Genomic DNA, 21,294 nt, shown 5'->3' with positions numbered 1-21,294 from the left:
GGCCTCCGATAGCCTGCGAAGGTGAGCTCAGCAGACGCTGATCCGGTGGCGCCCGAGGTGCGGCGGCAGTGGCAGGACCTGGCCGAGACGGTCCGTGAACACCAGTTCCGCTACTACATCAAGGACGCGCCGATCGTCTCGGACGCGGAATTCGACGCGCTGTTCAACGAGCTGCTCGCGCTCGAGGAGCGGCACCCAGAGCTCCGCGTGCCCGATTCCCCGACCCAGCTCGTCGGCGGCGCCGGCTTCGCCACCGAGTTCGCCGAGGCGCAGCACCTCGAGCGGATGCTCAGCCTCGACGACGTCTTCGACCGCGACGAGCTGGCCGCCTGGCACACCCGCGTGGTCAACGAGATCGGCGGCGACACCAACTACCTGTGCGAGCTCAAGATCGACGGCGTGGCCCTGTCTCTGGTGTACCGCGACGGCCGGCTGGAACGCGCCGCCACCCGCGGTGACGGCCGCGTCGGCGAGGACGTCACGCTCAACGCCCGCACCATCGACGACGTTCCCGAAAAGCTGCGCCCCAACCAGGATTTCGCCGTCCCCGCGCTGTTGGAGGTGCGCGGCGAGGTGTTCTTTTTGCTGGCCGATTTCGAGGCGCTCAACGCCAGCCTCGTCGAAGACGGCAAGGCGCCGTTCGCCAACCCGCGCAACAGCGCCGCCGGCTCGCTGCGCCAGAAGAACCCGGCCGTCACCGCCCGGCGCAAGCTGCGCATGATCTGCCACGGCATCGGCCGCACCGAGGGTTTCACGCCGGCCACCCAGCACGAGGCGTACGCCGCGCTGCACGCCTGGGGGCTGCCGGTCGCCGCGCAGACCGCGCGCGTGCAGGGCCTGGACGCCGTCGAGGAGCGGATCCAGTACTGGGGCGAACACCGCTCCGAGCTCGAGCACGAGATCGACGGCGTGGTGGTCAAGGTCGACGACGTCGCGCTGCAGCGCCGGCTGGGCGCCACGTCGCGCGCGCCGCGGTGGGCGGTCGCCTACAAATACCCACCGCAGGAGGCGCAGACCGAGCTGCTCGACATCCGGGTCAACGTCGGGCGCACCGGGCGGGTCACGCCGTTCGCCTTCATGACGCCGGTCAAGGTGGCCGGCTCGACCGTCGGGCTGGCCACCCTGCACAACGCCGGCGAGGTCAAGCGCAAGGGCGTGCTCATCGGCGACACCGTGGTGATCCGCAAGGCCGGTGACGTCATCCCCGAGGTCCTGGGCCCCGTCGTCGACCTGCGCGACGGCACCGAGCGCGAGTTCGTCATGCCCACCGAGTGCCCCGAATGCGGGACCACGCTGGCGCCGGCCAAGGAGGGCGACGCCGACATCCGCTGCCCCAACGCCCGGTCCTGCCCGGCGCAACTGCGCGAGCGGGTGTTCCACGTCGCCGGCCGCGGTGCGTTCGACATCGAGGGGCTGGGCTACGAGGCGGCCATCGCGCTGCTCAAGGCCGGGGTGATCACCGACGAGGGCGACCTCTTTTCCCTCACCGAGGACGACCTGCTGCGCACCGACCTGTTCCGCACCAAGGCCGGCACGCTGTCCGCCAACGGCAAACGCCTGCTCGGCAACCTGGACAAGGCGAAGAAGGTGGCCCTGTGGCGGGTGCTGGTGGCGCTGTCGATCCGCCACGTCGGCCCGACGGCCGCGCGCGCCCTGGCCACCGAGTTCGGCGACCTGGACGAGATCATGGCGGCGCCCACCGAGCGGCTGGCCGCGGTCGACGGGGTGGGGCCGACCATCGCCGCCGCGCTCACCGAGTGGTTCACCGTCGACTGGCACCGCGCGATCGTCGACAAGTGGAAGGCCGCCGGAGTGCGGATGGCCGACGAGCGCGACTCCAGCGTGCCGCGCACGCTAGAGGGGCTGACGGTCGTGGTCACCGGCTCGCTCGCCGGTTTCTCCCGCGACGACGCCAAGGAGGCGATCCTGGCGCGCGGCGGCAAGGCCGCCGGCTCGGTGTCGAAGAAGACCGACTACGTCGTCGCAGGCGATTCCCCGGGCTCCAAGTACGACAAGGCCGTCGAGCTCGGAGTGCCGGTGCTCGACGAGGACGGGTTCCGGCGCCTGCTCGACGACGGGCCGCAGGATGGTCCGGGGGAGTGACGCCGGTAGCGAGGGGTCGCCGTCGATGAGCCGCGGCTACGGCGATTCCACCCGCGCGGTCAAGGCGTCGAGCGCCGCGGCGGTGCCCGGCGACCCCGTCGCCGCGCCGGCGGTGCTGGCGTCGACCTACCACCTGTCCGACGACGAGGCCGCCGACGCCGGCGGTTACGGCCGCGGCTTCAACCCCACGTGGCTGCGGGTGGAGTCGGCGCTCGCCGAGCTGGAATCGGCGGCGGGCGCGCTGGTCTTCGGCTCCGGCATGGCGGCCATCGCCGCGGCGCTGCGCGCCCACGCCCCACCCGGGTCCACGTTGGTGGTCCCGGCCGACGGCTACTACCAGGTGCGCCGGTATGCCGCCGAGAACCTCGCGCCCGCCGCAGTGACGGTCGTCGAGGCCACCAGCGCCCAGGTCTACGACGCCGCCGCGCGGGCCGACGTGGTGCTGGCCGAGACCCCCACCAACCCGGCGCTCGACGCGGTCGACGTGCGCCGGTTGGCCGCGATCTGCCACGGCCGCGGCGCGCGGTTGATCGTCGACAACACCGCGGCGACGCCGCTGGGCCAGCAGCCGCTGACCCTCGGCGCCGACCTGGTGGTCGCCAGCGCCACCAAGTCGCTGTCCGGGCACAGCGATCTGTTGGCCGGGTACGTCGCGGGCGCTCCCGAGGCGCTCGCCGGCGTCGAGCGCCAGCGGCTGCTGGCCGGCGCGATCCTCGGCGGTTTCGAGGCGTGGCTGCTGCTGCGCAGCCTCGGCTCGGCCGGGCTGCGGTTCGAGCGGCAATGCCAGAACGCCGCGGCCGTGGCGGCTTTGCTGGCGCGGCACCCGGCGGTGCGTGCCGTGCGTTACCCGGGGCTGCCCGACGATCCGGCGCACCCGGTGGCGGCGGCGCAGATGCGCCGGTTCGGCGCCCTGGTGTCGATCGAGCTGGCCGACGCCGCCGCGGTGCACGCGCTGGTGCGGCGCAGCGAGCTGCTCGTCGCGGCCACCAGCTTCGGCGGCATCCACACCTCGGTGGACCGCCGGGCGCGCTGGGGCGACGCCGTTCCCGCCGGATTCGCCCGCCTCGCAACGGGAATCGAGGATACCGACGACCTGCTGGCCGACATCGAGCGTGCCCTGGCCTGACCGCGGGCGACGCGCGGCGCTGGGCCTTTCCCCGCCGCCGGTTCTATGGTGGGCGCTATGACTCAGACGGCCGACCCGTGCGCGCAGGCGTCGCCCTGGTCACCCCGCGAGGCGGAGATCTTGGCGGCCACCCTGAAACTGCTGCAGGAACACGGTTATGACCAGTTGACGGTGGACGCGGTGGCGGCCGCGGCGCGCGCCAGCAAGGCGACCGTGTACCGACGCTGGCCGTCGAAGGCCGAACTGGTGTTGGCCGCCTTCATCGAGGGCGTCCGTCAGGTCGCCCCCACGCCCAACACCGGCACCCTGCGCGGTGATCTGCTGCTGCTGGGGGAGGCCTGCGGCCAGCACGGCCGCGAACACGCCAGCACCATCCGCGCGGTGATGGTCGAGGTGTCCCGGCACCCCGCGCTGAACGAGGCCATGCAAGAGCAATTCCTCAAGCAGCGCAAGGCCGTGATTCGTCACGTGCTGCAACAGGCCATCGACCGCGGCGAGATCGCCGAGGACGCCGCCGCCGACGACGAATTGTGGGACCTGCTGCCCGGTTATCTGATCTTCCGGGCGATCATCCCGGGGCGCCCACCCACCCGCCGGACGGTGCAGGCCCTGGTCGACGGGTTCCTCATCCCGGGCCTGACGCACACCGCCGGGTAAGCACGGCGAGTCCCTTGTTCAGTACGGTCCAGTACCGTACTGTCATAGCTGCCGCCCAGGTTCGGCGGCGAGCGCAGCACCCAAGCGATGGTGAACACCCGACCACCGAAAGGCCGGCGCGTGAAGGCGATGCCCGTGTCCAACCTCCTCGCCCGGCGGTGGATGGTGCTGGTCGCGGTGCTCGTGGTCGCGATCTCGGGATTCGCCATTTACCGCCTGCACGGGATCTTCGGCTCCGCGGACAACACCTCGGCCAACAGCGGGTTGTCCAACGAGATCGTTCCGTTCAACCCCAAACAGGTGGTGCTCGAGGTGTTCGGCGCGCCCGGCGCGACCGCCACCATCAACTACCTTGACGTCAACGCCCAGCCGCAGCAGGTGACGAACGCGCCGTTGCCGTGGTCGTTCACCATCACCAGCACCGAGCCCGCGATCGTGGGCAACGTCGTGGCGCAGGGCGACGGGGACACCCTCGGCTGCCGCATCACCGTCAACGGCGCTGTCAAGGACGAACGCACCGTCCACAAGGCCGACGCCTACACCTTCTGCCTAGACAAGTCGGGATGACCGCCCTATGAGCACTGACGGACCCCAGCGGGCGCGGATACCGCGCACCATTCGGCGCCTCGCCCTGCCGATCCTGCTGCTCTGGGTCGCGCTGGCCGCGATCACCAACATCGCGGTGCCGCAACTCGAAGAGGTCGGCAAGACCCACAACGTCGCGCTGAATTCGCCAGATGCGCCGTCGCTCAAGGCAATCAAGGCGATCGGCCAGTCGTTCCACGAGTTCGACACCGACAGCACCGCCATGATCGTCTTGGAGGGTGACCAGCCGCTCGGCGCGGACGCCCACCGCTATTACGACTCGCTGATCCGCAAATTCGAGCAGGACCACAAGCACGTCGAACACGTCCAGGACTACTGGGGTGACACGCTGACCGCGGCAGGCTCGCAGAGCAGCGACGGCAAGGCCGCCTACGTCCAGGTGAACACGGCGGGCAACCAGGGTTCGGCGTTGGCCAACGAATCCGTTGGCGCGCTTCGCGATATCGTCGACCACACCCCGCGGCCGCCGGGGCTCAAGACCTACGTCACCGGCCCCGCCCCGCTGATCTCCGACCAATTCGACGTCGGTAGCCAGGGCACCGCCAAGGTCACCACGATCACCATCGGGATGATCGCGCTGATGCTGTTCTTCGTCTACCGCTCGGTGTTCACCACGTTGTTGACGCTCGCCACGGTCCTCATCGAGATGTCCGCCGCGCGCGGCATCGTCGCCTTCCTCGGCAACGCCGGCGTCATCGGGTTGTCGACGTACGCGACCAACCTGCTGACCCTGTTGGTGGTGGCCGCCGGGACGGACTACGCGATCTTCTTCGTCGGCCGCTACCAGGAAGCGCGCGGATCCGGCGAGGATCGCGAATCGGCCTTCTACACCATGTATCACGGGACGGCCCACATCGTGCTGGGCTCCGGGCTCACCGTCGCGGGCGCGGTGGCATGCCTGAGTTTCACCCGGCTGCCGTACTTCCAGAGCCTGGGCATCCCGGCGGCGCTGGGCATCGTCGTCGCCCTGCTCGCCGCGCTCACCCTCGGCCCTGCCATCCTGGCGCTGGGCTCGTCGGTGGGTGTCTTCGACCCCAAGCGGGCCATCCAGACCCGGGGTTGGCGGCGGATCGGCACCGCGATCGTCCGCTGGCCGGGCGCCGTCCTCGCGGCGGCGAGCGCACTGGCCCTGGTGGGTCTGCTCGCATTGCCGGGCTACACCACCAGCTACGACACCCGCCCCTACATGCCGCAGAGCGCCCCGGCCAACATCGGCTACACCGCCGCCGAGCGGCACTTCTCGCGGGCCCGGCTGGAGCCCGAATTGCTGATGCTGCAAGCCGATCACGACATGCGCAACCCCGCCGACATGCTGGTGATCGACAGGGTGGCCAAGGGCGTCTTCCACGTCCCCGGCGTCGCCCAGGTGCAGACCATCACGCGACCGCTGGGCACCCCGCTCGACCACAGCTCGCTGGCGTTCGTGGTGAGCAATCAAAGCGCCGCCCAGCAGGAAAACCTTACCTACCAACGGGATCGGGCCGACGACCTGCTGCGCCAGGCCGGCGAACTGGGCAAGACGATCAACATCTTGAAACAGCAGTACGTCTTGCAGCAGCAGCTCGCCGACAGCACCCACAGCGAGGCGCAGAACTTCCACGACACGATCGACACGATCAAGGACCTGCGCGACAAGATCGCCAACTTCGACGACTTCTTCCGGCCGGTCCGCTCCTATTTCTATTGGGAGAAACACTGTTACGACATCCCGATCTGCTTCGCGTTCCGGTCGCTGTTCGACGCCCTCGACGGGATCGACCAGCTCACCGAGAAATTCGAGAACCTGACGGCCACCCTGGACAAGCTGGACGCGCTCCAGCCCCAACTCGTGGGGCTGATACCGCCGCAGATCGCCAGCCAGCAGACCAATCGCGATCTGACACTGGCCAATTACGCCACCCTGTCGGGTATCTACGCGCAGACGGCGGCCGCGATCGACAACGCGACGGCGCTGGGGCGCGCGTTCGACGCCGCCAAGAACGACGACACCTTCTACCTGCCGCCCGAGGTGTTCAGCAACCCCGACTTCAAGCGCGGCCTGAAACTGTTCCTGTCGCCCGACGGCAAGGCCGTGCGGATGATCGTCACCCACGACGGCGATCCCGCGACGCCGCAGGGCATTTCGCACATCGACCCGATCACCAAGGCCGCGCACGAATCCTTGAAGGGCACGCCGCTGGCCGACGCCAAGGTCTACCTCGGCGGGACCGCCGCGACGTACAAGGACATCCAGGGCGGCGCCAAGTACGACCTGATGATCGTGGCGTTCGCGGCGCTCAGCCTCATCCTGCTCATCATGATGATCATCACGCGCAGCCTGATCGCCGCGCTGGTCATCGTCGGCACGGTGGCGCTGTCGTTGGGTGCGTCGTTCGGGTTATCCGTGCTGGTGTGGCAGTACATGCTCGGCATCCAGCTGTACTGGGTGGTGCTGGCGCTGGCCGTCATCTTGCTGCTGGCGGTGGGATCCGACTACAACCTGCTGCTGATCTCGCGGTTCCGCGAAGAGATCCACGCCGGCTTGAAGACCGGCGTCATCCGCGCCATGGCCGGGTCCGGCTCGGTGGTCACCTCCGCCGGGCTCGTCTTCGCGCTCACCATGTGCGCCTTCGTGTTCAGCGGCTTCCAGGTGCTCGGGCAGATCGGCACGACGATCGGCCTGGGGCTGCTGTTCGACACGCTGATCGTGCGGTCGTTCATGACGCCGGCCGTGGCGACGCTGTTGGGCCGCTGGTTCTGGTGGCCGCAACGGGTGCGCCCACGCCCGGCCAGCACGATGCTGCGGCCCTACGGGCCGCGCCCGGCGGTGCGTCAGCTGCTGCTGTGGGAGGACGACGACGAGGCGGTGGCCCCCACCCCCGAACCGGCGGCTGTGCGCTGACTCAGCGCAGCATCGTGGCGATGATGCCGGCCAGGTAACCCAGCCGGGCCACCTCCGACGGCCGGAACTCGGGGCCGGGGCGGCCCAGGATCACCGCGGTGTGCGCGTCGCCGAGCGGGGCGGCGACCATCGTCGTGTCCATGTCGCGCCACGCCTGCGGCACCCAGTCGGCGGTGTTGTCCAGCGTGACGGCGTGCTCGATCGGCAGCCAGGGGGCCGAGTCGGCCCGCGTCTCGGGGGCGCCGGGGCTGCCGGCCAGCCGCTCGAGGAGTCCGTCGCCGCCGTGGATCACCGTGCACCAGCTGACCCGCAGCACCTTGGGCGCCTCGTCGGCGAGCACCTGCAACCGCGTCGCGTTGTCCTCGGCGGCCGCGACGTGGTCGAGCAGCTCCAGCTCGCGGTGCGCCTCCAGCAGGCCGGTGTGCGGGCGCACGCTGTCCACGCGCACCCCGGACAGCGACTCGGCGGCCGTGATCAGGGTGTCGGGCATCGCCCCCGGCGGCAGCTCGATGACCAGGTCGTCGATCGCGTATCCGGAGCTGCGTTCCACGACGTCGAGCGACAAGATGTCCGCGCCCACCGACCCGAGCGCCACGGCCAGCGACCCCAGGCTGCCCGGGCGGTCGACGAGCTCGATGCGTAACAGATACGACGGCACGGCCAACACTGTCGCACAGTGCGGCGCGCGTGGCATTTCCGCACAACCCCTCGCGACCCGCGCTCACCGGCGACCGACCGCCCGGCGGCGTGGCGCTCAGTAGGATGGCGGCTGCGGCTACTTGACCTTTCCGCGCGATCAGCGAACGCGTCAGGTCGTACGCCGTTGACCAGCGCCGATGAGCGCCCAACCGACCTAACTTCTGGAGTCCCTTGATGCATGTCGCCCTCTTCACCGACCTCCACCCCGACAGTCTCGGCGGGACGCAGGTATCGGTGGCCACTCAGCGTCGTGCGCTGGAGCAGTGCGGGCACCAGGTCACCGTCTTCACCGCGCCGATGGCCCACTCGGTCGATCGGGACCCCGGCGTGGTCGAACTCAAGCCCGTGCCGTTGATCGCCCCACTGATGCGCGCATTGGGCCGCCACGACGACTTCGTCTTCGTGTGGCCGTCCAAAACCAATCGCGCGATCATCGACAAGGCGTTTCGCACCCGGGCGCCCATCGACATCGTGCACACGCAGGGCGACCTCGGCGTCGCGATCGCGGGCGTGGCGGCCGCGCGCCGGCACGGGGTCCCGGTGGTGCAGACCAAGCACACGCGCTTCGACGTGTACTTCGAGCAAGCCACCGCCACGCCGCTGCCGCTGGCGCTGCTGTTCGCCCAGATGCAGAAGCGGCACATCTCGCCGGACTTCACCCTGACCCCGGCGAAGGAGACCGCGGCTTCGCGGCTGGCCTGGCGCCTGATGGTGGCCCACGCGCAGGCCGTCGACCACGAGATCACGCCGACGCGACACTTCGCGCAGACGTTGGCCCGCCGCGGGGTCAGCCGGCCGATCTCGGCGATCTCCAACGGCGTCGACGACGACGTCATCGACCGGGCCCGGCAAGTCGACGTGGCCGCCCCGTCGGACGGTGCGCCGCTGCGGCTGATCTGGTGCGGGCGCCTGTCGTCGGAGAAGCGGGCCCTGGCCGCGCTCGAAGCCGTCGCCCGGGTCGACGGCTGCACGCTCGACATCTACGGCGAAGGCCACCTCGAGCCGTCGATGCGCAAGAGGATCGACGCCGCCGGCCTCTCGCACCGGGTGCGCCTGCACGGCCGCGTCGACCGCGAGGACTGCCTGGTCGCGATGAAGTCGGGTGACGCGCTGCTGTTCACGTCCTACGACTTCGACACCCAGGGACTCGTCCTGTTGGAGGCGGTCGCGATGTCGCTGCCCGTGATCTATTGCGATCCCGCGCTGGGGGAGACGGTGCCCGACGGCGGCGGCGTCCTGGCCGCCGACCCGTCGCCTGATGCGCTGGCGGCGGCGATCCGCGCCCTCGCCGAGGATCGCGACACGCTGCGCCGGATGACCCGGGTGGTCACCGCCCACCGCGACGCCGGCCGGCAGTCGCTGCAGACCCAGAAGATCATCGCCATCTACAACAGCCTGCTCGACAGGGTGCCTGCGTGAGCGCGGCGTCGCGATGAGCGGGCCGTCCCCGTCGAGCGTGCGGTTAGCTTCACGCTGGCGCCGAGCGTGCGGCCAGCTTCACGTTCGCGGGCCCGATCCCGATAGGCTTTGCGCTCGTGTCCCAGATCTCCCGCGACGAGGTGGCGCACCTGGCCCGGCTGTCCCGGCTGGCGTTGACCGACGGCGAACTCGACAGCTTCGCCGGGCAGCTCGACGCCATCCTGACCCACGTCAGCCAGGTGCAGGCGGTCGACGTCACCGGCGTCGAAGCGACCGACAACCCGCTCAAGAGCGTCAACGTCACCCGCCCCGACGAGCCGGCCCCCTGCCTGACGCAGGCCGAGGCGCTGGACCAGGCGCCCGAGGCGGCCGACGGCCGGTTCGCGGTGCCGCAGATCCTGGGGGACAGCGAGTGAACGACATCGTCCGGTCCGACGCCGCGACGCTGGCCGCCCGGATCGCCGCCAAGGAGTTGTCCTCGGTCGAGCTCACCCAGGCGTGCCTGGACCAGATCGCCGCGACCGACGATCGCTACCACGCCTTCCTGCACGTCGCCGCGGACGAGGCGCTTGCCGCGGCGGCCGTCGTCGACGAGGCGGTGGCCGCGGGCGAACGGTTGCCGTCGCCGCTGGCCGGGGTGCCGCTCGCGCTCAAGGACGTGTTCACCACCACCGACATGCCCACCACCTGCGGATCGAAAATCCTCGAGGGCTGGCGGTCGCCCTACGACGCCACCGTCACCACGCGGCTGCGCGCCGCCGGCATCCCGATTCTGGGCAAGACCAACATGGACGAGTTCGCGATGGGCAGCTCGACCGAGAACTCGGCCTTCGGCCCCACCCGCAACCCGTGGAACGTCGAACGCGTGCCGGGGGGCTCCGGCGGCGGCAGCGCGGCGGCGCTGGCCGCCTTCCAGGCCCCGTTGGCCATCGGGTCCGACACCGGCGGCTCGATCCGCCAGCCGGCCGCGCTGACCGCGACGGTCGGCGTCAAGCCCACCTACGGCACCGTGTCCCGCTACGGGCTGGTGGCGTGCGCGTCGTCGCTGGATCAGGGCGGCCCGTGCGCGCGCACCGTGCTCGACACCGCGCTGCTGCACCAGGTGATCGCCGGCCACGACCCGCTGGACTCCACCTCCGTCGACGCGCCCGTGCCCGACGTCGTCGCCGCAGCCCGCGCGGGCGCCGCGGGCGACCTGCGGGGCGTGCGGGTCGGGGTGGTCAAGCAGCTGCGCGGCGAGGGTTACCAGCCGGGGGTGCTGGCCTCCTTCGAGGCCGCCGTCGAGCAGCTGTCCAGCCTGGGCGCCGAGGTGAGTGAAGTCGATTGCCCGCACTTCGAACACGCGCTGGCCGCCTACTACCTCATCCTGCCGTCGGAGGTGTCGAGCAACTTGGCCCGCTTCGACGCGATGCGGTACGGGCTGCGGGTCGGCGACGACGGGACGCACAGCGCCGAGGAGGTGATGGCGCTGACCCGCGCCGCCGGTTTCGGGCCGGAGGTCAAGCGCCGCATCATGATCGGCACCTACGCCCTGTCGGCCGGGTACTACGACGCCTACTACAACCAGGCGCAGAAGGTGCGCACGCTGATCGCCCGCGACCTGGACCGGGCGTATGAATCGGTGGACGTGGTCGTCTCGCCGGCCACCCCGACCACGGCGTTCGGGCTGGGCGAGAAGGTCGACGACCCGCTGGCCATGTACCTGTTCGACTTGTGCACGCTGCCGCTGAACCTGGCCGGGCATTGCGGCATGTCCGTGCCGTCGGGCCTGTCGCCGGACGACGGCCTGCCGGTGGGGCTGCAGATCATGGCGCCCGCGTTGGCCGACGACCGCCTCTACCGGGTGGGCGCGGCGTACGAGGCCGCTCGGGGGGCGTTGCCCTCGGCCGTCTGAGCTTTCGCTGCGCTGCCGGCGACCGGCAGGGCAAGATGAGGGGATGCGGATCGGAGTTCTCACCGGCGGCGGCGACTGTCCCGGCCTCAACGCCGTCATCCGGGCGGTGGTGCGCACGTGTGACTCCCGCTACGGCTCGTCGGTGGTCGGCTTCCAGGACGGGTGGCGCGGGCTGCTGGAGAACCGGCGCGTGCAGCTGCAGAACGACGACCGCAACGACCGGCTGCTGGCCAAGGGCGGCACCATGCTGGGCACCGCGCGGGTGCATCCGGACAAGTTGCGCGCCGGGCTGGACCAGATCAAGCAGACCCTCGACGACAACGGCATCGACGTCCTCATCCCGATCGGCGGCGAGGGCACCCTGACGGCCGCGCACTGGCTCTCCGAGGAGAACGTGCCCGTGGTCGGCGTGCCCAAGACGATCGACAACGACATCGATTGCACCGACGTGACTTTCGGCCACGACACGGCGTTGACGGTGGCCACCGACGCGATCGACCGGTTGCACAGCACCGCCGAATCCCATCAGCGCGTGATGCTGGTGGAGGTGATGGGCCGCCACGCCGGTTGGATCGCGCTCAACGCGGGCCTGGCCTCGGGCGCCCACATGACGCTGATTCCCGAACAGCCCTTCGACGTCGAAGAGGTGTGCCGCCTGGTCAAACGCCGCTTCCAGCGCGGGGATTCACACTTCATTTGTGTGGTCGCCGAGGGCGCCAAACCCATCGCGGGCTCGATCTCGTTGCGCGAGGGCGGGATCGACGAGTTCGGCCACGAGAAGTTCACCGGGGTCGCGGCCCAGCTCGGCGCCGAGGTGGAGAAGCGGATCAACAAGGACGTCCGGGTCACCGTGCTCGGCCACGTCCAGCGCGGCGGGACGCCCACCGCGTACGACCGGGTGCTGGCCACCCGATTCGGCGTCAACGCCGCCGACGCCGCGCACGCGGGGGAGTACGGGCAGATGGTGTCGTTGCGGGGGCAAGACATCGGCCGCGTGCCGCTGGCCGACGCCGTGCGCCAGCTCAAGCTGGTGCCGCAAAGCCGCTACGACGACGCCGTCGCGTTCTTCGGCTGACCCGCTTCGCCCCGCGTCGCCCCGCTTCGCGGCGCTCGCGATCACCATTAGGATCGGCGGCATGAGTGTTGCTGCCGACGCCGATCTCATGCCCTACGCCGAGGTCCTCACCCGCTTCGATCCGGTGCTCGGGCTCGAGGTGCACGTCGAGTTGTCCACCGCCACCAAGATGTTCTGTGGCTGCGCCACCACTTTCGGCGCCGAACCCAACACGCAGGTGTGCCCGATCTGCCTGGGCCTGCCCGGCTCGCTGCCGACGGTCAACCAGGCCGCCGTGGAGTCGGCCATCCGGATCGGGCTGGCGCTCAACTGCGAGATCGTGCCGTGGTGCCGGTTCGCGCGCAAGAACTACTTCTACCCGGATCAGCCGAAGAACTACCAGATCTCCCAGTACGACGAGCCGATCGCCATCAACGGTTATCTGGACGCCCCGCTTGACGACGGCAGCACCTGGCGCGTCGAGATCGAGCGGGCGCACATGGAGGAGGACACCGGCAAGCTGACCCACTTGGGCAGCGAGACCGGCCGGATCCACGGCGCCACGACGTCGTTGATCGATTACAACCGCGCCGGCGTTCCCCTGATCGAGATTGTCACCAAGCCGATCCAGAACGCGGGGGAGCGGGCCCCGCAGATCGCCCGCGCCTACGTGACGGCCCTGCGGGACCTGTTGCGCGGGTTGGGCGTATCCGACGTGCGCATGGACCAGGGCTCGATGCGCTGCGACTCCAACGTGTCCCTGCGGCCGATCGGCACGGTCGAGTTCGGCACCCGCACCGAAACCAAGAACGTCAACTCGCTGAAAAGCGTCGAGGTCGCCGTGCGCTACGAGATGCAGCGGCAGGCCGCGGTGCTGGCATCCGGTGGCCGAATCATCCAGGAAACCAGGCACTTCCACGAGACCGGTGGCTACACCAGCCCGGGCCGCGTCAAGGAGACCGCCGAGGACTACCGCTACTTCCCCGAACCCGACCTGGAGCCCGTCGCGCCCAGCCGCGAGCTCGTCGAGCGGCTGCGCGAAACCATCCCCGAGCTGCCCTGGTTGAGCCGTAAGCGAATTCAGCAGGAGTGGGGCGTCTCCGACGAGGTGATGCGCGACCTGGTCAACGCCGGCGCCGTCGAATTGGTCGCCGAGACGGTCACACACGGCGCGTCCAGCGAGCAGGCCCGCGCGTGGTGGGGCAACTTCTTGGTGCAAAAGGCCAACGAGGCCGGCGTGGCATTGGACGGACTGGCCATCACCCCGGCGCAGGTGGCCGCGGTGGTGGCGCTGGTCGACGAGGGCAAGCTGTCGGTCAAGCTGGCCCGCCAGGTCGTGGAGGGCGTACTGGCCGGCGAGGGTGAGCCCGACGAGGTCATGACCGCCCGCGGCCTAGCCCTGGTGCGCGACGACTCGGTGACCCAGGCCGCGGTCGACGAGGCGCTGGCAGCCAACCCCGACGTCGCGGAGAAGATTCGCGGCGGCAAGGTGGCCGCGGCCGGCGCGATCGTCGGCGCGGTGATGAAGGCTACCCGCGGCCAGGCCGACGCGGCGCGGGTCCGCGAACTGGTCCTGGCCGCCTGCGGGCAGGGCTAGCGCGAAAGTCCTTGCCGCTCAGCTCTTGTCGTCGCTGTTGCGGGGGAAACCGCCGCCCTGCGGGAACAGCGGGAACACCACGTCGTCGAGTTTCTCGGCGTCGCCGGCGGTCTTGTTGACCGTCGCGCCCCACACGTTGCCGTCCGGGGACATCCGCAACGCCCAGACGTGCGCATGCGTGTCCTTGCGGACGACGTCGGGTTCACCGGTGACCGCCCCGGTCGCCGGCGCCAGCCGGACCGCGACGGTCATCTTGGTGTTGATCAGGTTGACGAGCACGGTCCCGTCCATCGCCGCGCAGCCCGCCACCCCCGGCTTGTCCGGCCAGGTCCACACCGTCGACACGTCCGAGGTCTTGGTGATGCGCTGCAACCGGTCCGCCGTCGGGGTGCGGTCGGCGACGTAGAGCGAGCCGTCGACGGGGTCGATGCACAAGCCGCCACCGGAGCCGACGCCGGACAGCGCCGTCGTGGGCGGTGCCTGACCGATGGTGGTCGGCTGCTCGATGCGTAACACCTTGCCCGCCAAAGACTTCGGGTCCGCAGCCAGCGCCGGGTTGCCCGCGTCGCCCGTCAACACCACCAGGGTGGTGGGGCTGGTGAAGGTCAGCGCGCCGGCGTTGCCGGTGGCGCCCTTGGGGATTCCGGTCAAGATGTCTTTGGGGATGTCGCCGTCGGCCACCCGGATCACCCGGTTGTCGGTCGGGGTGCTGATGTAGGCGTACATGAGGCGGTCTTGCGGGTAGGTCGGCGACAGCACGATGTCCATCAGGCCGCCGTCACCGGACGGATCGACCGGGATCACCATCTTCACCTTGGGTTCGGCGCTCACCGAGATGTCCTTGACCGCGCCCGTGGTGCGCTCGGCAACCAACGCGGTTTTGCTGTCGGGACCCATGATCAGGCCGCTGGTGCTCTCCAGGCAGCCCTGCATCACGCCGGGCGCCGGGCAGGCCTTGGGGAACGGCGTCGGCGGCAACGGCGGCGGCGGGGGCGGGGTCGAACTGGGTTGCGGCTTGAGCTCCGGCGCCGTGGTGAACGGTTGCGACTGGGCGTCGTTGAACCGGGCGCAACCGCTCGAGAGCAGCGCGACCGCACACAGCGCGGTGAATCCGCGCCGAATCGACCGCCTCGATCGCCCAAGTCGCATGACCGCAAGGCTACGGATACCGGCGGCGGCGCCGCCACACACGTCCCGTCAGGACGGCCGTCGGCGGCGGCCGACGGCGCCATTTCGGCCCCCCGGACGCCCCCGCGCGGTGATTTGGGCCCCGTTTGGCGGGCAAACCGCCGATTGCCTGGCGAAAGCGCCGCTCAAATCCCCAATCTAGGGGCGAATGCCCTTACCCTGACACCCGTGAGCAGTCAACCGAATGACGCACCTTGGCAGCGGCCCGGCGAAGCTTCCGAGCCGATTCCGGGACGCCCCGTCTCTGCGCGCCTGGTCGATCCCGAAGATGATCTGACGCCCATCGGTTACCCCGGTGATTTCCACCCCAGCACCGGAACCACCACCGTCATCCCCTATGGCCACCACGCCGCCGTGGCGGGCTCGGGGGCCGCCGGCTACCACGCGCTCGATCAGCAGGAGCCGCTGCCCTATGTCCAGCCGCAGTCGGTATCGCGGCACACCGCCGTCGATTCCGCCGACGTCGACGCGGACGAACACCACGACCGGGTGCACGAATTCGGTCGCCGCGGCACCCAGCACCTCGGTTTGCTGGTCCTGCGGGTCGGGCTCGGCGCGGTGCTCATCGCCCACGGACTGCAGAAGCTGTTCGGCTGGTGGGGCGGCGCGGGCGTCACCGGGTTCAAAAACTCACTGTCCGACGTCGGCTATCAGCACGCCGACATCCTCGCCTACGTCAGCGCCGGCGGCGAGACCGTGGCGGGCGTGCTGCTGGTCCTCGGCCTGTTCACGCCGGTGGCGGCGGCGGGCGCGCTGGCGTTCCTGATCAACGGCCTGCTGGCCACCGTCTCGGCGCGGCCGCACACCCACACCTTCACGTACTTTCTGCCCGACGGGCACGAATACCAGCTCACCCTCATCGTGATGGCCGTCGCGGTCATCCTGTCCGGACCCGGCCGCTACGGCCTGGACGCCGGCCGGGGCTGGGCGCACCGCCCCTTCATCGGCTCCTTCGTCGCCCTGCTGGCCGGCATCGCGGCCGGCGTCGGGGTGTGGGTGCTGCTCAACGGGGTCAACCCGATCGGCTGACCTCCGCTGGCGTCACTCGTAGGGATTCGGCACGCGACCCGCGCTGGCCTTGGTCAGCTGCGGCAGCGTCGCAAAGGTGACCGCGGGTAACCGCACCTCGGCGCCGCTCTTCAGGCGCGCCCGCGCCCACGACCCGCGGTGAAAACGCAGGCCGTCGATGTCGCCCCAGGCCAGGCGGCGGCTGCCCAGCAACGTGCGCACCGTGACGCCGCCATCGTCGGCGACGGTGCGCAACCGCACGATCATCGCCGACAACACCACCGGGATCACCAGCAGCACCGCCGACGGCGCCCACACGGTCAGCGGGATCAGCAACCCCAATGTCAGGAAGCCGACGGCCAGGTGGGCCATCGGGGACACCCTGATGACGACGGGCGTCTGGGACGGCGTTGGGGAGGGTGAACCGGTAGCCACCCGCCCATCATTTCATCCGCCGTGACCCGGGCGGCCCCCGGCGAAGGGCCGGGATTTGACGGCTGAGCTGTGCGAAGGCTACCGTCGGACGTTATGGATACCGCCGGACAGCCCGGGATGCTCGTAGTAATTAGTCGGCGCGTTGGTGCCTGACTAGCTCGTCAGCATTTCAGCTATCCACCAACGCGCAACCCTCGTGCAGCAGAAGAGCTGTCGGGGGTTTTTTGTTGCCCCCAGCGAGACTCCCAGAGTGAATAAGGACACCGAACCACAGTGAGCGCTCCCACCAGGTCGCACGCCACCGAGCCGCAGCGCGCCGCCGACATCGCCACGGACGCGGCGGAAACACCCGCGGCCGCCCCCACCAGTCACCCGAAACGTGTTGCGCCCGAGCAACTTACCGGCGCACAGTCGGTGATCCGCTCGTTGGAGGAGCTCGGCGTCGAGGTCATCTTCGGGATCCCGGGCGGCGCCGTGCTGCCCGTGTATGACCCGTTGTTCGACTCCAAGAAGCTGCGCCATGTGCTGGTCCGCCACGAGCAGGGCGCCGGCCACGCGGCCAGCGGCTACGCCCACGCCACCGGCAAGGTCGGCGTGATGATGGCCACCTCGGGCCCCGGCGCGACGAACCTGGTGACGCCGCTGGCCGACGCCCAGATGGACTCGATCCCCGTGGTCGCGGTCACCGGCCAGGTCGGTCGCTCGCTGATCGGCACGGACGCCTTCCAGGAGGCCGACATCTCCGGCATCACGATGCCGATCACCAAGCACAACTTCCTCGTCCGCTCCGGCGACGAGATCCCGCAGGTGCTCGCCGAGGCGTTCTACATCGCGGCGTCGGGCCGCCCGGGCGCGGTGCTCGTCGACATCCCCAAAGACGTGCTGCAGGCCCAGTGCACGTTCAGCTGGCCGCCGCGGCTGGACCTGCCCGGCTACAAGCCCAACACCAAGCCGCACGGCCGGCAGATCCGGGAGGCCGCCAAGCTGATCGCGGCCGCCCGCAAACCGGTGCTCTACGTCGGCGGCGGCGTCATTCGCGGGGAGGCGACCGAGCAGCTGCTCGAACTGGCCGAGCTGACCGGTATCCCCGTCGTCACCACGCTGATGGCGCGCGGCGCGTTCCCGGACAGCCACCGCCAGCACCTCGGCATGCCCGGCATGCACGGCACCGTCGCCGCGGTAGCGGCGTTGCAGCGCAGCGACCTGCTGATCGCGCTGGGCACCCGCTTCGACGACCGGGTGACGGGCAAGCTCGAGACGTTCGCCCCGGAGGCCAAGGTCATTCACGCCGACATCGACCCGGCCGAGATCGGCAAGAACCGCCACGCGGACGTGCCCATCGTCGGCGACGTCAAAGCCGTCATCACCGAGCTGATCGCCATGCTGCGCCAGCGCGAGATCCCGGGTGCCGTCGACATGACCGAGTGGTGGGCCTACCTGGACCAGGTCCAGTCCACCTACCCGCTGAGCTACGGGCCGCAGAGCGACGGCAGCCTGAGCCCGGAATACGTCATCTCCAAGCTCGGCGAGATCGCCGGGCCCGACGCGGTGTACGTGGCCGGCGTCGGCCAGCACCAGATGTGGGCCGCACAGTTCATCTCCTACGAAAAGCCGCGCACCTGGCTGAATTCCGGCGGGCTCGGCACCATGGGCTTCGCCGTTCCGGCCGCCATGGGCGCGAAGATGGCGCGGCCCGAGGCCGAGGTGTGGGCGATCGACGGCGACGGCTGCTTCCAGATGACCAACCAGGAACTGGCCACCTGCGCCGTCGAGGGCATCCCGATCAAGGTGGCGCTGATTAACAACGGCAACCTGGGCATGGTGCGCCAATGGCAGACGCTGTTCTACGAGGAGCGGTACTCCCAAACGGATCTGGCCACCCACTCGCGGCGCATCCCCGACTTCGTCAAGCTCGCCGAGGCGCTCGGCTGCGTCGGAATCCGTTGTGAGCGTGAGGAAGACGTCGAGGCCGCGATCAACCAGGCGCGCGCCATCAACGACCGCCCGGTGGTGATCGACTTCATCGTCGGTGCCGACGCGCAGGTCTGGCCGATGGTGGCGGCCGGCACCAGCAACGACGAGATCCAGGCCGCGCGCGGCATCCGCCCGCTGTTCGACGACGAGAGCGAAGGGCACGCCTGATGACCGGAGCAAAAACGCACACGCTGTCGGTGTTGGTGGAGGACAAGCCCGGTGTGCTCGCCCGCATCGCCGCGTTGTTCTCGCGCCGCGGCTTCAACATCGAGTCGTTGGCCGTCGGCGGCACCGAGACGAAGAACATGTCCCGGATGACCATCGTCGTCTCGGCCGAGGAGACTCCGCTCGAGCAGATCACCAAGCAGCTCAACAAGCTGATCAACGTCATCAAAATCGTTGAGCTCGAAGAAGGCAACGCGGTGTCTCGCGAACTGGCGCTGATCAAGGTGCGCGCCGACGCCGGCAGCCGCAGCCAGGTGATCGAGGCGGTGAACCTGTTCCGCGCCAAGGTCATCGACGTCTCGCCCGAGGCCCTGACCATCGAGGCGACGGGCGACCGCGGCAAGATCGAGGCGCTGCTGCGGGTGCTGGAGCCGTTCGGCATCCGCGAGATCGTCGAATCGGGTGTGGTGTCGTTGTCGCGCGGTCCGCGGGGAATCGGCACCGCCAAGTGATTTTTCGCTAAGTAGTTATTCGCCAATAAACACAGCTAAGTAGTTATTCGCCAATAAACACAAAGGAGAAATCGAAGTGCCAACCGAGGCATTAGAGCTGTTCTATGACGACGACGCCGACCTGTCGATCATCCAGGGCCGCAAGGTCGGTGTGATCGGCTACGGCAGTCAGGGGCATGCCCATTCGCTGAGCCTGCGCGACTCGGGCGTGCAGGTCCGCGTCGGCCTGAAGGAGGGCTCGAAGTCCCGCGCCAAGGTCGAAGAGCAGGGGCTGGAGGTCGACACCCCGGCCGAGGTCGCCAAGTGGGCCGACGTCATCATGCTGCTGGCGCCCGACACCGCGCAGGCCGACATCTTCAAGAACGAAATCGAGCCCAACCTCAAAGACGGCGACGCGCTGTTCTTCGGGCACGGCCTCAACATTCACTTCGACTTGATCAAGCCGCCGGCAAACGTGACCGTCGCGATGGTCGCCCCGAAGGGCCCCGGCCACCTGGTGCGCCGCCAGTTCGTCGACGGCAAGGGCGTGCCCGCCCTGATCGCCGTCGACCAGGACCCCAACGGCGAGGGCGAGGCGCTGGCGCTGTCCTACGCCAAGGCGATCGGCGGCACCCGGGCCGGTGTCATCAAGACCACGTTCAAGGACGAGACGGAGACCGACCTGTTCGGTGAGCAGGCCGTGTTGTGCGGCGGCACCGAGGAATTGGTGAAGGTCGGTTTCGATGTGATGGTCGAGGCGGGCTACCCGCCGGAGATGGCGTACTTCGAGGTGCTGCACGAGCTCAAGCTGATCGTCGACCTGATGTACGAGGGCGGCATCGCCCGGATGAACTACTCGGTGTCCGACACCGCGGAGTTCGGCGGCTACCTGTCGGGCCCGCGCGTCATCGACGCCGGCACCAAGGAGCGGATGCGCGAGATCCTGCGCGACATCCAAGACGGCAGCTTCACCAAGAAGCTGGTCGCCAACGTCGAGGGCGGCAACAAGCAGCTCGAGGCGCTGCGTAAGGAAAACGCCGAGCACCCCATCGAGGTCACCGGCAAGAAGCTGCGCGACCTGATGAGCTGGGTGGACCGCCCGATCACCGAGACCGCTTAGGTCCTTCGGTACTTCGTCGAGATCGACGTCAGCGCGCGGACTTTCGAGATACCGCCGCGCTGGCGTCGATTTCGCGTTCGCGGCTAGGCCGCCAGGCGGCCGGCGATGGTCACCACGCGGCGGGCCAGGTGGTCCAGCGCGTCGTTGGTGGCGTCGTCGAATTTGTCGATGTTGTCGTGGGTGGTGAGCAGGCTGGCTCCATAGGGATTGCCGTCGACGAATTTCAGCGGGTCGGTGTAGCCGGGCGGGACGATGATGCCGCCGAAGTGCATCAGCGTGGTGTAGAGCGAGGTCAGTGTCGTCTCCTGGCCCCCGTGCAGCGTGTTCGACGACGTGAAAGCGGCGTACACCTTGTCGGCGAGCTTGCCCTGCGCCCACAGGCCGCCCAGGGAGTCCAGGAAGGCGCGCAATTGCGCTGCGGGGGAGCCGAAGCGCGTCGGCGAGCCGAAGATGACGGCGTCCGCCCAGCCGATGTCGTCGCCGGTCGCGGCCGGAAGGTCTTTGGTGGCTTCGTAATTCGCCGTCCACGCGGGATTGTGCGCGAACGACTCCGGAGGCAGGGTTTCGGCGACGGGGCGCACCCGCACCTCGGCGCCGGTGGCCTGCGCCGCGGCGGCGACGCGGCGCGCCATCGTGGTGCCGTGGCCGGTGGCGGAGTAGTAGATGATCGCGAGTTTCGTCACGGCGCCATCGTAGGGCCGGGGAGGTCGCGGGCGTAGTGGACCGGTCGGGAAGTGGTTGGCGAAGTGCCCGCCTCGTAGCGACAAACCCCCGCCGAGCCGCCCGCGCCGCCCCCGTCGAGCCGCCGCCGCCGGTCGCCCGCGCCGAGCCGTCGCCGCCCGCGCCGAGGTGCGGGTGCGCCCCGTCGCCGAAACCC

General features: G+C 69.7%; 18 protein-coding genes. 14 read left to right on the top strand and 4 right to left on the bottom strand.

Features of this window, described 5'->3' with window-relative positions:
* Positions 1 to 21: 21 nt before the first annotated feature.
* From ligA to A5700_RS02005, 5 genes are all read left to right on the top strand, one after another.
* Positions 22 to 2,103, top strand: a complete 2,082-nt coding sequence (gene ligA / locus A5700_RS02025) for an NAD-dependent DNA ligase LigA (RefSeq protein ID WP_068069067.1) — start codon at positions 22 to 24, stop codon at positions 2,101 to 2,103.
* 25 nt (positions 2,104 to 2,128) lie between these two features.
* A complete protein-coding gene (locus A5700_RS02020; protein ID WP_068069070.1) occupies positions 2,129 to 3,229 on the top strand; it encodes a cystathionine gamma-lyase in 1,101 nt (366 codons plus the stop codon).
* Positions 3,230 to 3,274: 45 nt separating this feature from the next.
* Positions 3,275 to 3,886, top strand: coding sequence for a TetR/AcrR family transcriptional regulator (locus A5700_RS02015; RefSeq protein ID WP_231973762.1), 612 nt, complete (start codon positions 3,275 to 3,277; stop codon positions 3,884 to 3,886).
* A 129-nt stretch (positions 3,887 to 4,015) separates the two neighbouring features.
* Positions 4,016 to 4,453 carry an MmpS family transport accessory protein gene (locus A5700_RS02010; RefSeq protein ID WP_231973763.1) on the top strand — a complete coding sequence of 146 codons (438 nt, stop codon included), beginning with the start codon at positions 4,016 to 4,018 and terminating at the stop codon, positions 4,451 to 4,453.
* 7 nt (positions 4,454 to 4,460) lie between these two features.
* Positions 4,461 to 7,373 carry an RND family transporter gene (locus A5700_RS02005; RefSeq protein WP_068069076.1) on the top strand — a complete coding sequence of 971 codons (2,913 nt, stop codon included), beginning with the start codon at positions 4,461 to 4,463 and terminating at the stop codon, positions 7,371 to 7,373.
* A gap of 1 nt (position 7,374) precedes the next feature.
* On the opposite strand, the gene A5700_RS02000 is transcribed toward A5700_RS02005, so the two are convergent.
* A complete protein-coding gene (locus A5700_RS02000) occupies positions 7,375 to 8,031 on the bottom strand; it encodes an amino acid-binding protein (protein ID WP_156671039.1) in 657 nt (218 codons plus the stop codon).
* A 215-nt stretch (positions 8,032 to 8,246) separates the two neighbouring features.
* Here A5700_RS02000 and A5700_RS01995 point away from each other — a divergent pair, with 215 nt between their 5' ends.
* The 5 genes from A5700_RS01995 (at position 8,247) to gatB (ending at position 14,036) form a co-directional block, all read left to right on the top strand.
* Entirely contained in the window at positions 8,247 to 9,491 is a 1,245-nt protein-coding gene (locus A5700_RS01995) for a glycosyltransferase (RefSeq protein WP_068069082.1), read from the top strand.
* 116 nt (positions 9,492 to 9,607) lie between these two features.
* The gene (gatC, locus tag A5700_RS01990) at positions 9,608 to 9,907 is read left to right on the top strand and encodes an Asp-tRNA(Asn)/Glu-tRNA(Gln) amidotransferase subunit GatC (RefSeq protein WP_068069086.1); all 300 of its coding nucleotides are present in this window, start codon (positions 9,608 to 9,610) and stop codon (positions 9,905 to 9,907) included.
* Complete coding sequence (gatA, locus tag A5700_RS01985) at positions 9,904 to 11,385, top strand: Asp-tRNA(Asn)/Glu-tRNA(Gln) amidotransferase subunit GatA (RefSeq protein ID WP_068069090.1); 1,482 nt, start codon at positions 9,904 to 9,906, stop codon at positions 11,383 to 11,385. The genes gatC and gatA overlap by 4 nt, the downstream gene beginning before the upstream one ends.
* Positions 11,386 to 11,428: 43 nt before the next feature.
* Entirely contained in the window at positions 11,429 to 12,460 is a 1,032-nt protein-coding gene (locus tag A5700_RS01980) for an ATP-dependent 6-phosphofructokinase (protein WP_068069094.1), read from the top strand.
* A gap of 61 nt (positions 12,461 to 12,521) precedes the next feature.
* Positions 12,522 to 14,036, top strand: a complete 1,515-nt coding sequence (gene gatB, locus A5700_RS01975; protein WP_068069097.1) for an Asp-tRNA(Asn)/Glu-tRNA(Gln) amidotransferase subunit GatB — start codon at positions 12,522 to 12,524, stop codon at positions 14,034 to 14,036.
* 18 nt (positions 14,037 to 14,054) lie between these two features.
* Here gatB and A5700_RS01970 read toward each other — a convergent pair whose 3' ends face one another.
* Positions 14,055 to 15,185: a PQQ-dependent sugar dehydrogenase gene (locus A5700_RS01970; protein ID WP_082960439.1), complete on the bottom strand. Its 1,131-nt coding sequence runs from the start codon at positions 15,183 to 15,185 to the stop codon at positions 14,055 to 14,057.
* Positions 15,186 to 15,392: 207 nt separating this feature from the next.
* On the opposite strand from A5700_RS01970, the gene A5700_RS01965 reads away from it, so the two are divergent.
* A complete protein-coding gene (locus A5700_RS01965) occupies positions 15,393 to 16,253 on the top strand; it encodes a DoxX family protein (RefSeq protein WP_068069100.1) in 861 nt (286 codons plus the stop codon).
* A 12-nt stretch (positions 16,254 to 16,265) separates the two neighbouring features.
* On the opposite strand, the gene A5700_RS01960 is transcribed toward A5700_RS01965, so the two are convergent.
* The gene (locus A5700_RS01960; protein ID WP_068069103.1) at positions 16,266 to 16,604 is read right to left on the bottom strand and encodes a PH domain-containing protein; all 339 of its coding nucleotides are present in this window, start codon (positions 16,602 to 16,604) and stop codon (positions 16,266 to 16,268) included.
* Between the two features lie 387 nt (positions 16,605 to 16,991).
* On the opposite strand from A5700_RS01960, the gene A5700_RS01955 reads away from it, so the two are divergent.
* From A5700_RS01955 to ilvC, 3 genes are all read left to right on the top strand, one after another.
* Entirely contained in the window at positions 16,992 to 18,809 is a 1,818-nt protein-coding gene (locus A5700_RS01955; RefSeq protein WP_231973764.1) for an acetolactate synthase large subunit, read from the top strand.
* Positions 18,809 to 19,318, top strand: a complete 510-nt coding sequence (gene ilvN / locus A5700_RS01950; protein ID WP_068069108.1) for an acetolactate synthase small subunit — start codon at positions 18,809 to 18,811, stop codon at positions 19,316 to 19,318. The genes A5700_RS01955 and ilvN overlap by 1 nt, the downstream gene beginning before the upstream one ends.
* A gap of 97 nt (positions 19,319 to 19,415) precedes the next feature.
* Positions 19,416 to 20,417, top strand: a complete 1,002-nt coding sequence (gene ilvC, locus A5700_RS01945; RefSeq protein ID WP_068069130.1) for a ketol-acid reductoisomerase — start codon at positions 19,416 to 19,418, stop codon at positions 20,415 to 20,417.
* Positions 20,418 to 20,500: 83 nt separating this feature from the next.
* Here ilvC and wrbA read toward each other — a convergent pair whose 3' ends face one another.
* On the bottom strand, positions 20,501 to 21,100 hold the full coding sequence (gene wrbA, locus A5700_RS01940) for an NAD(P)H:quinone oxidoreductase (protein ID WP_068069111.1): 600 nt from the start codon (positions 21,098 to 21,100) through the stop codon (positions 20,501 to 20,503).
* Between the last annotated feature and the right edge of the window lie 194 nt (positions 21,101 to 21,294).

It is taken from the genome of Mycobacterium sp. E1214 (assembly GCF_001666755.1).
Lineage (GTDB): Bacteria > Actinomycetota > Actinomycetes > Mycobacteriales > Mycobacteriaceae > Mycobacterium.
Note: the sequence above shows the minus strand (reverse complement) of the source record. Positions and strands in the feature narration are given on the sequence as shown.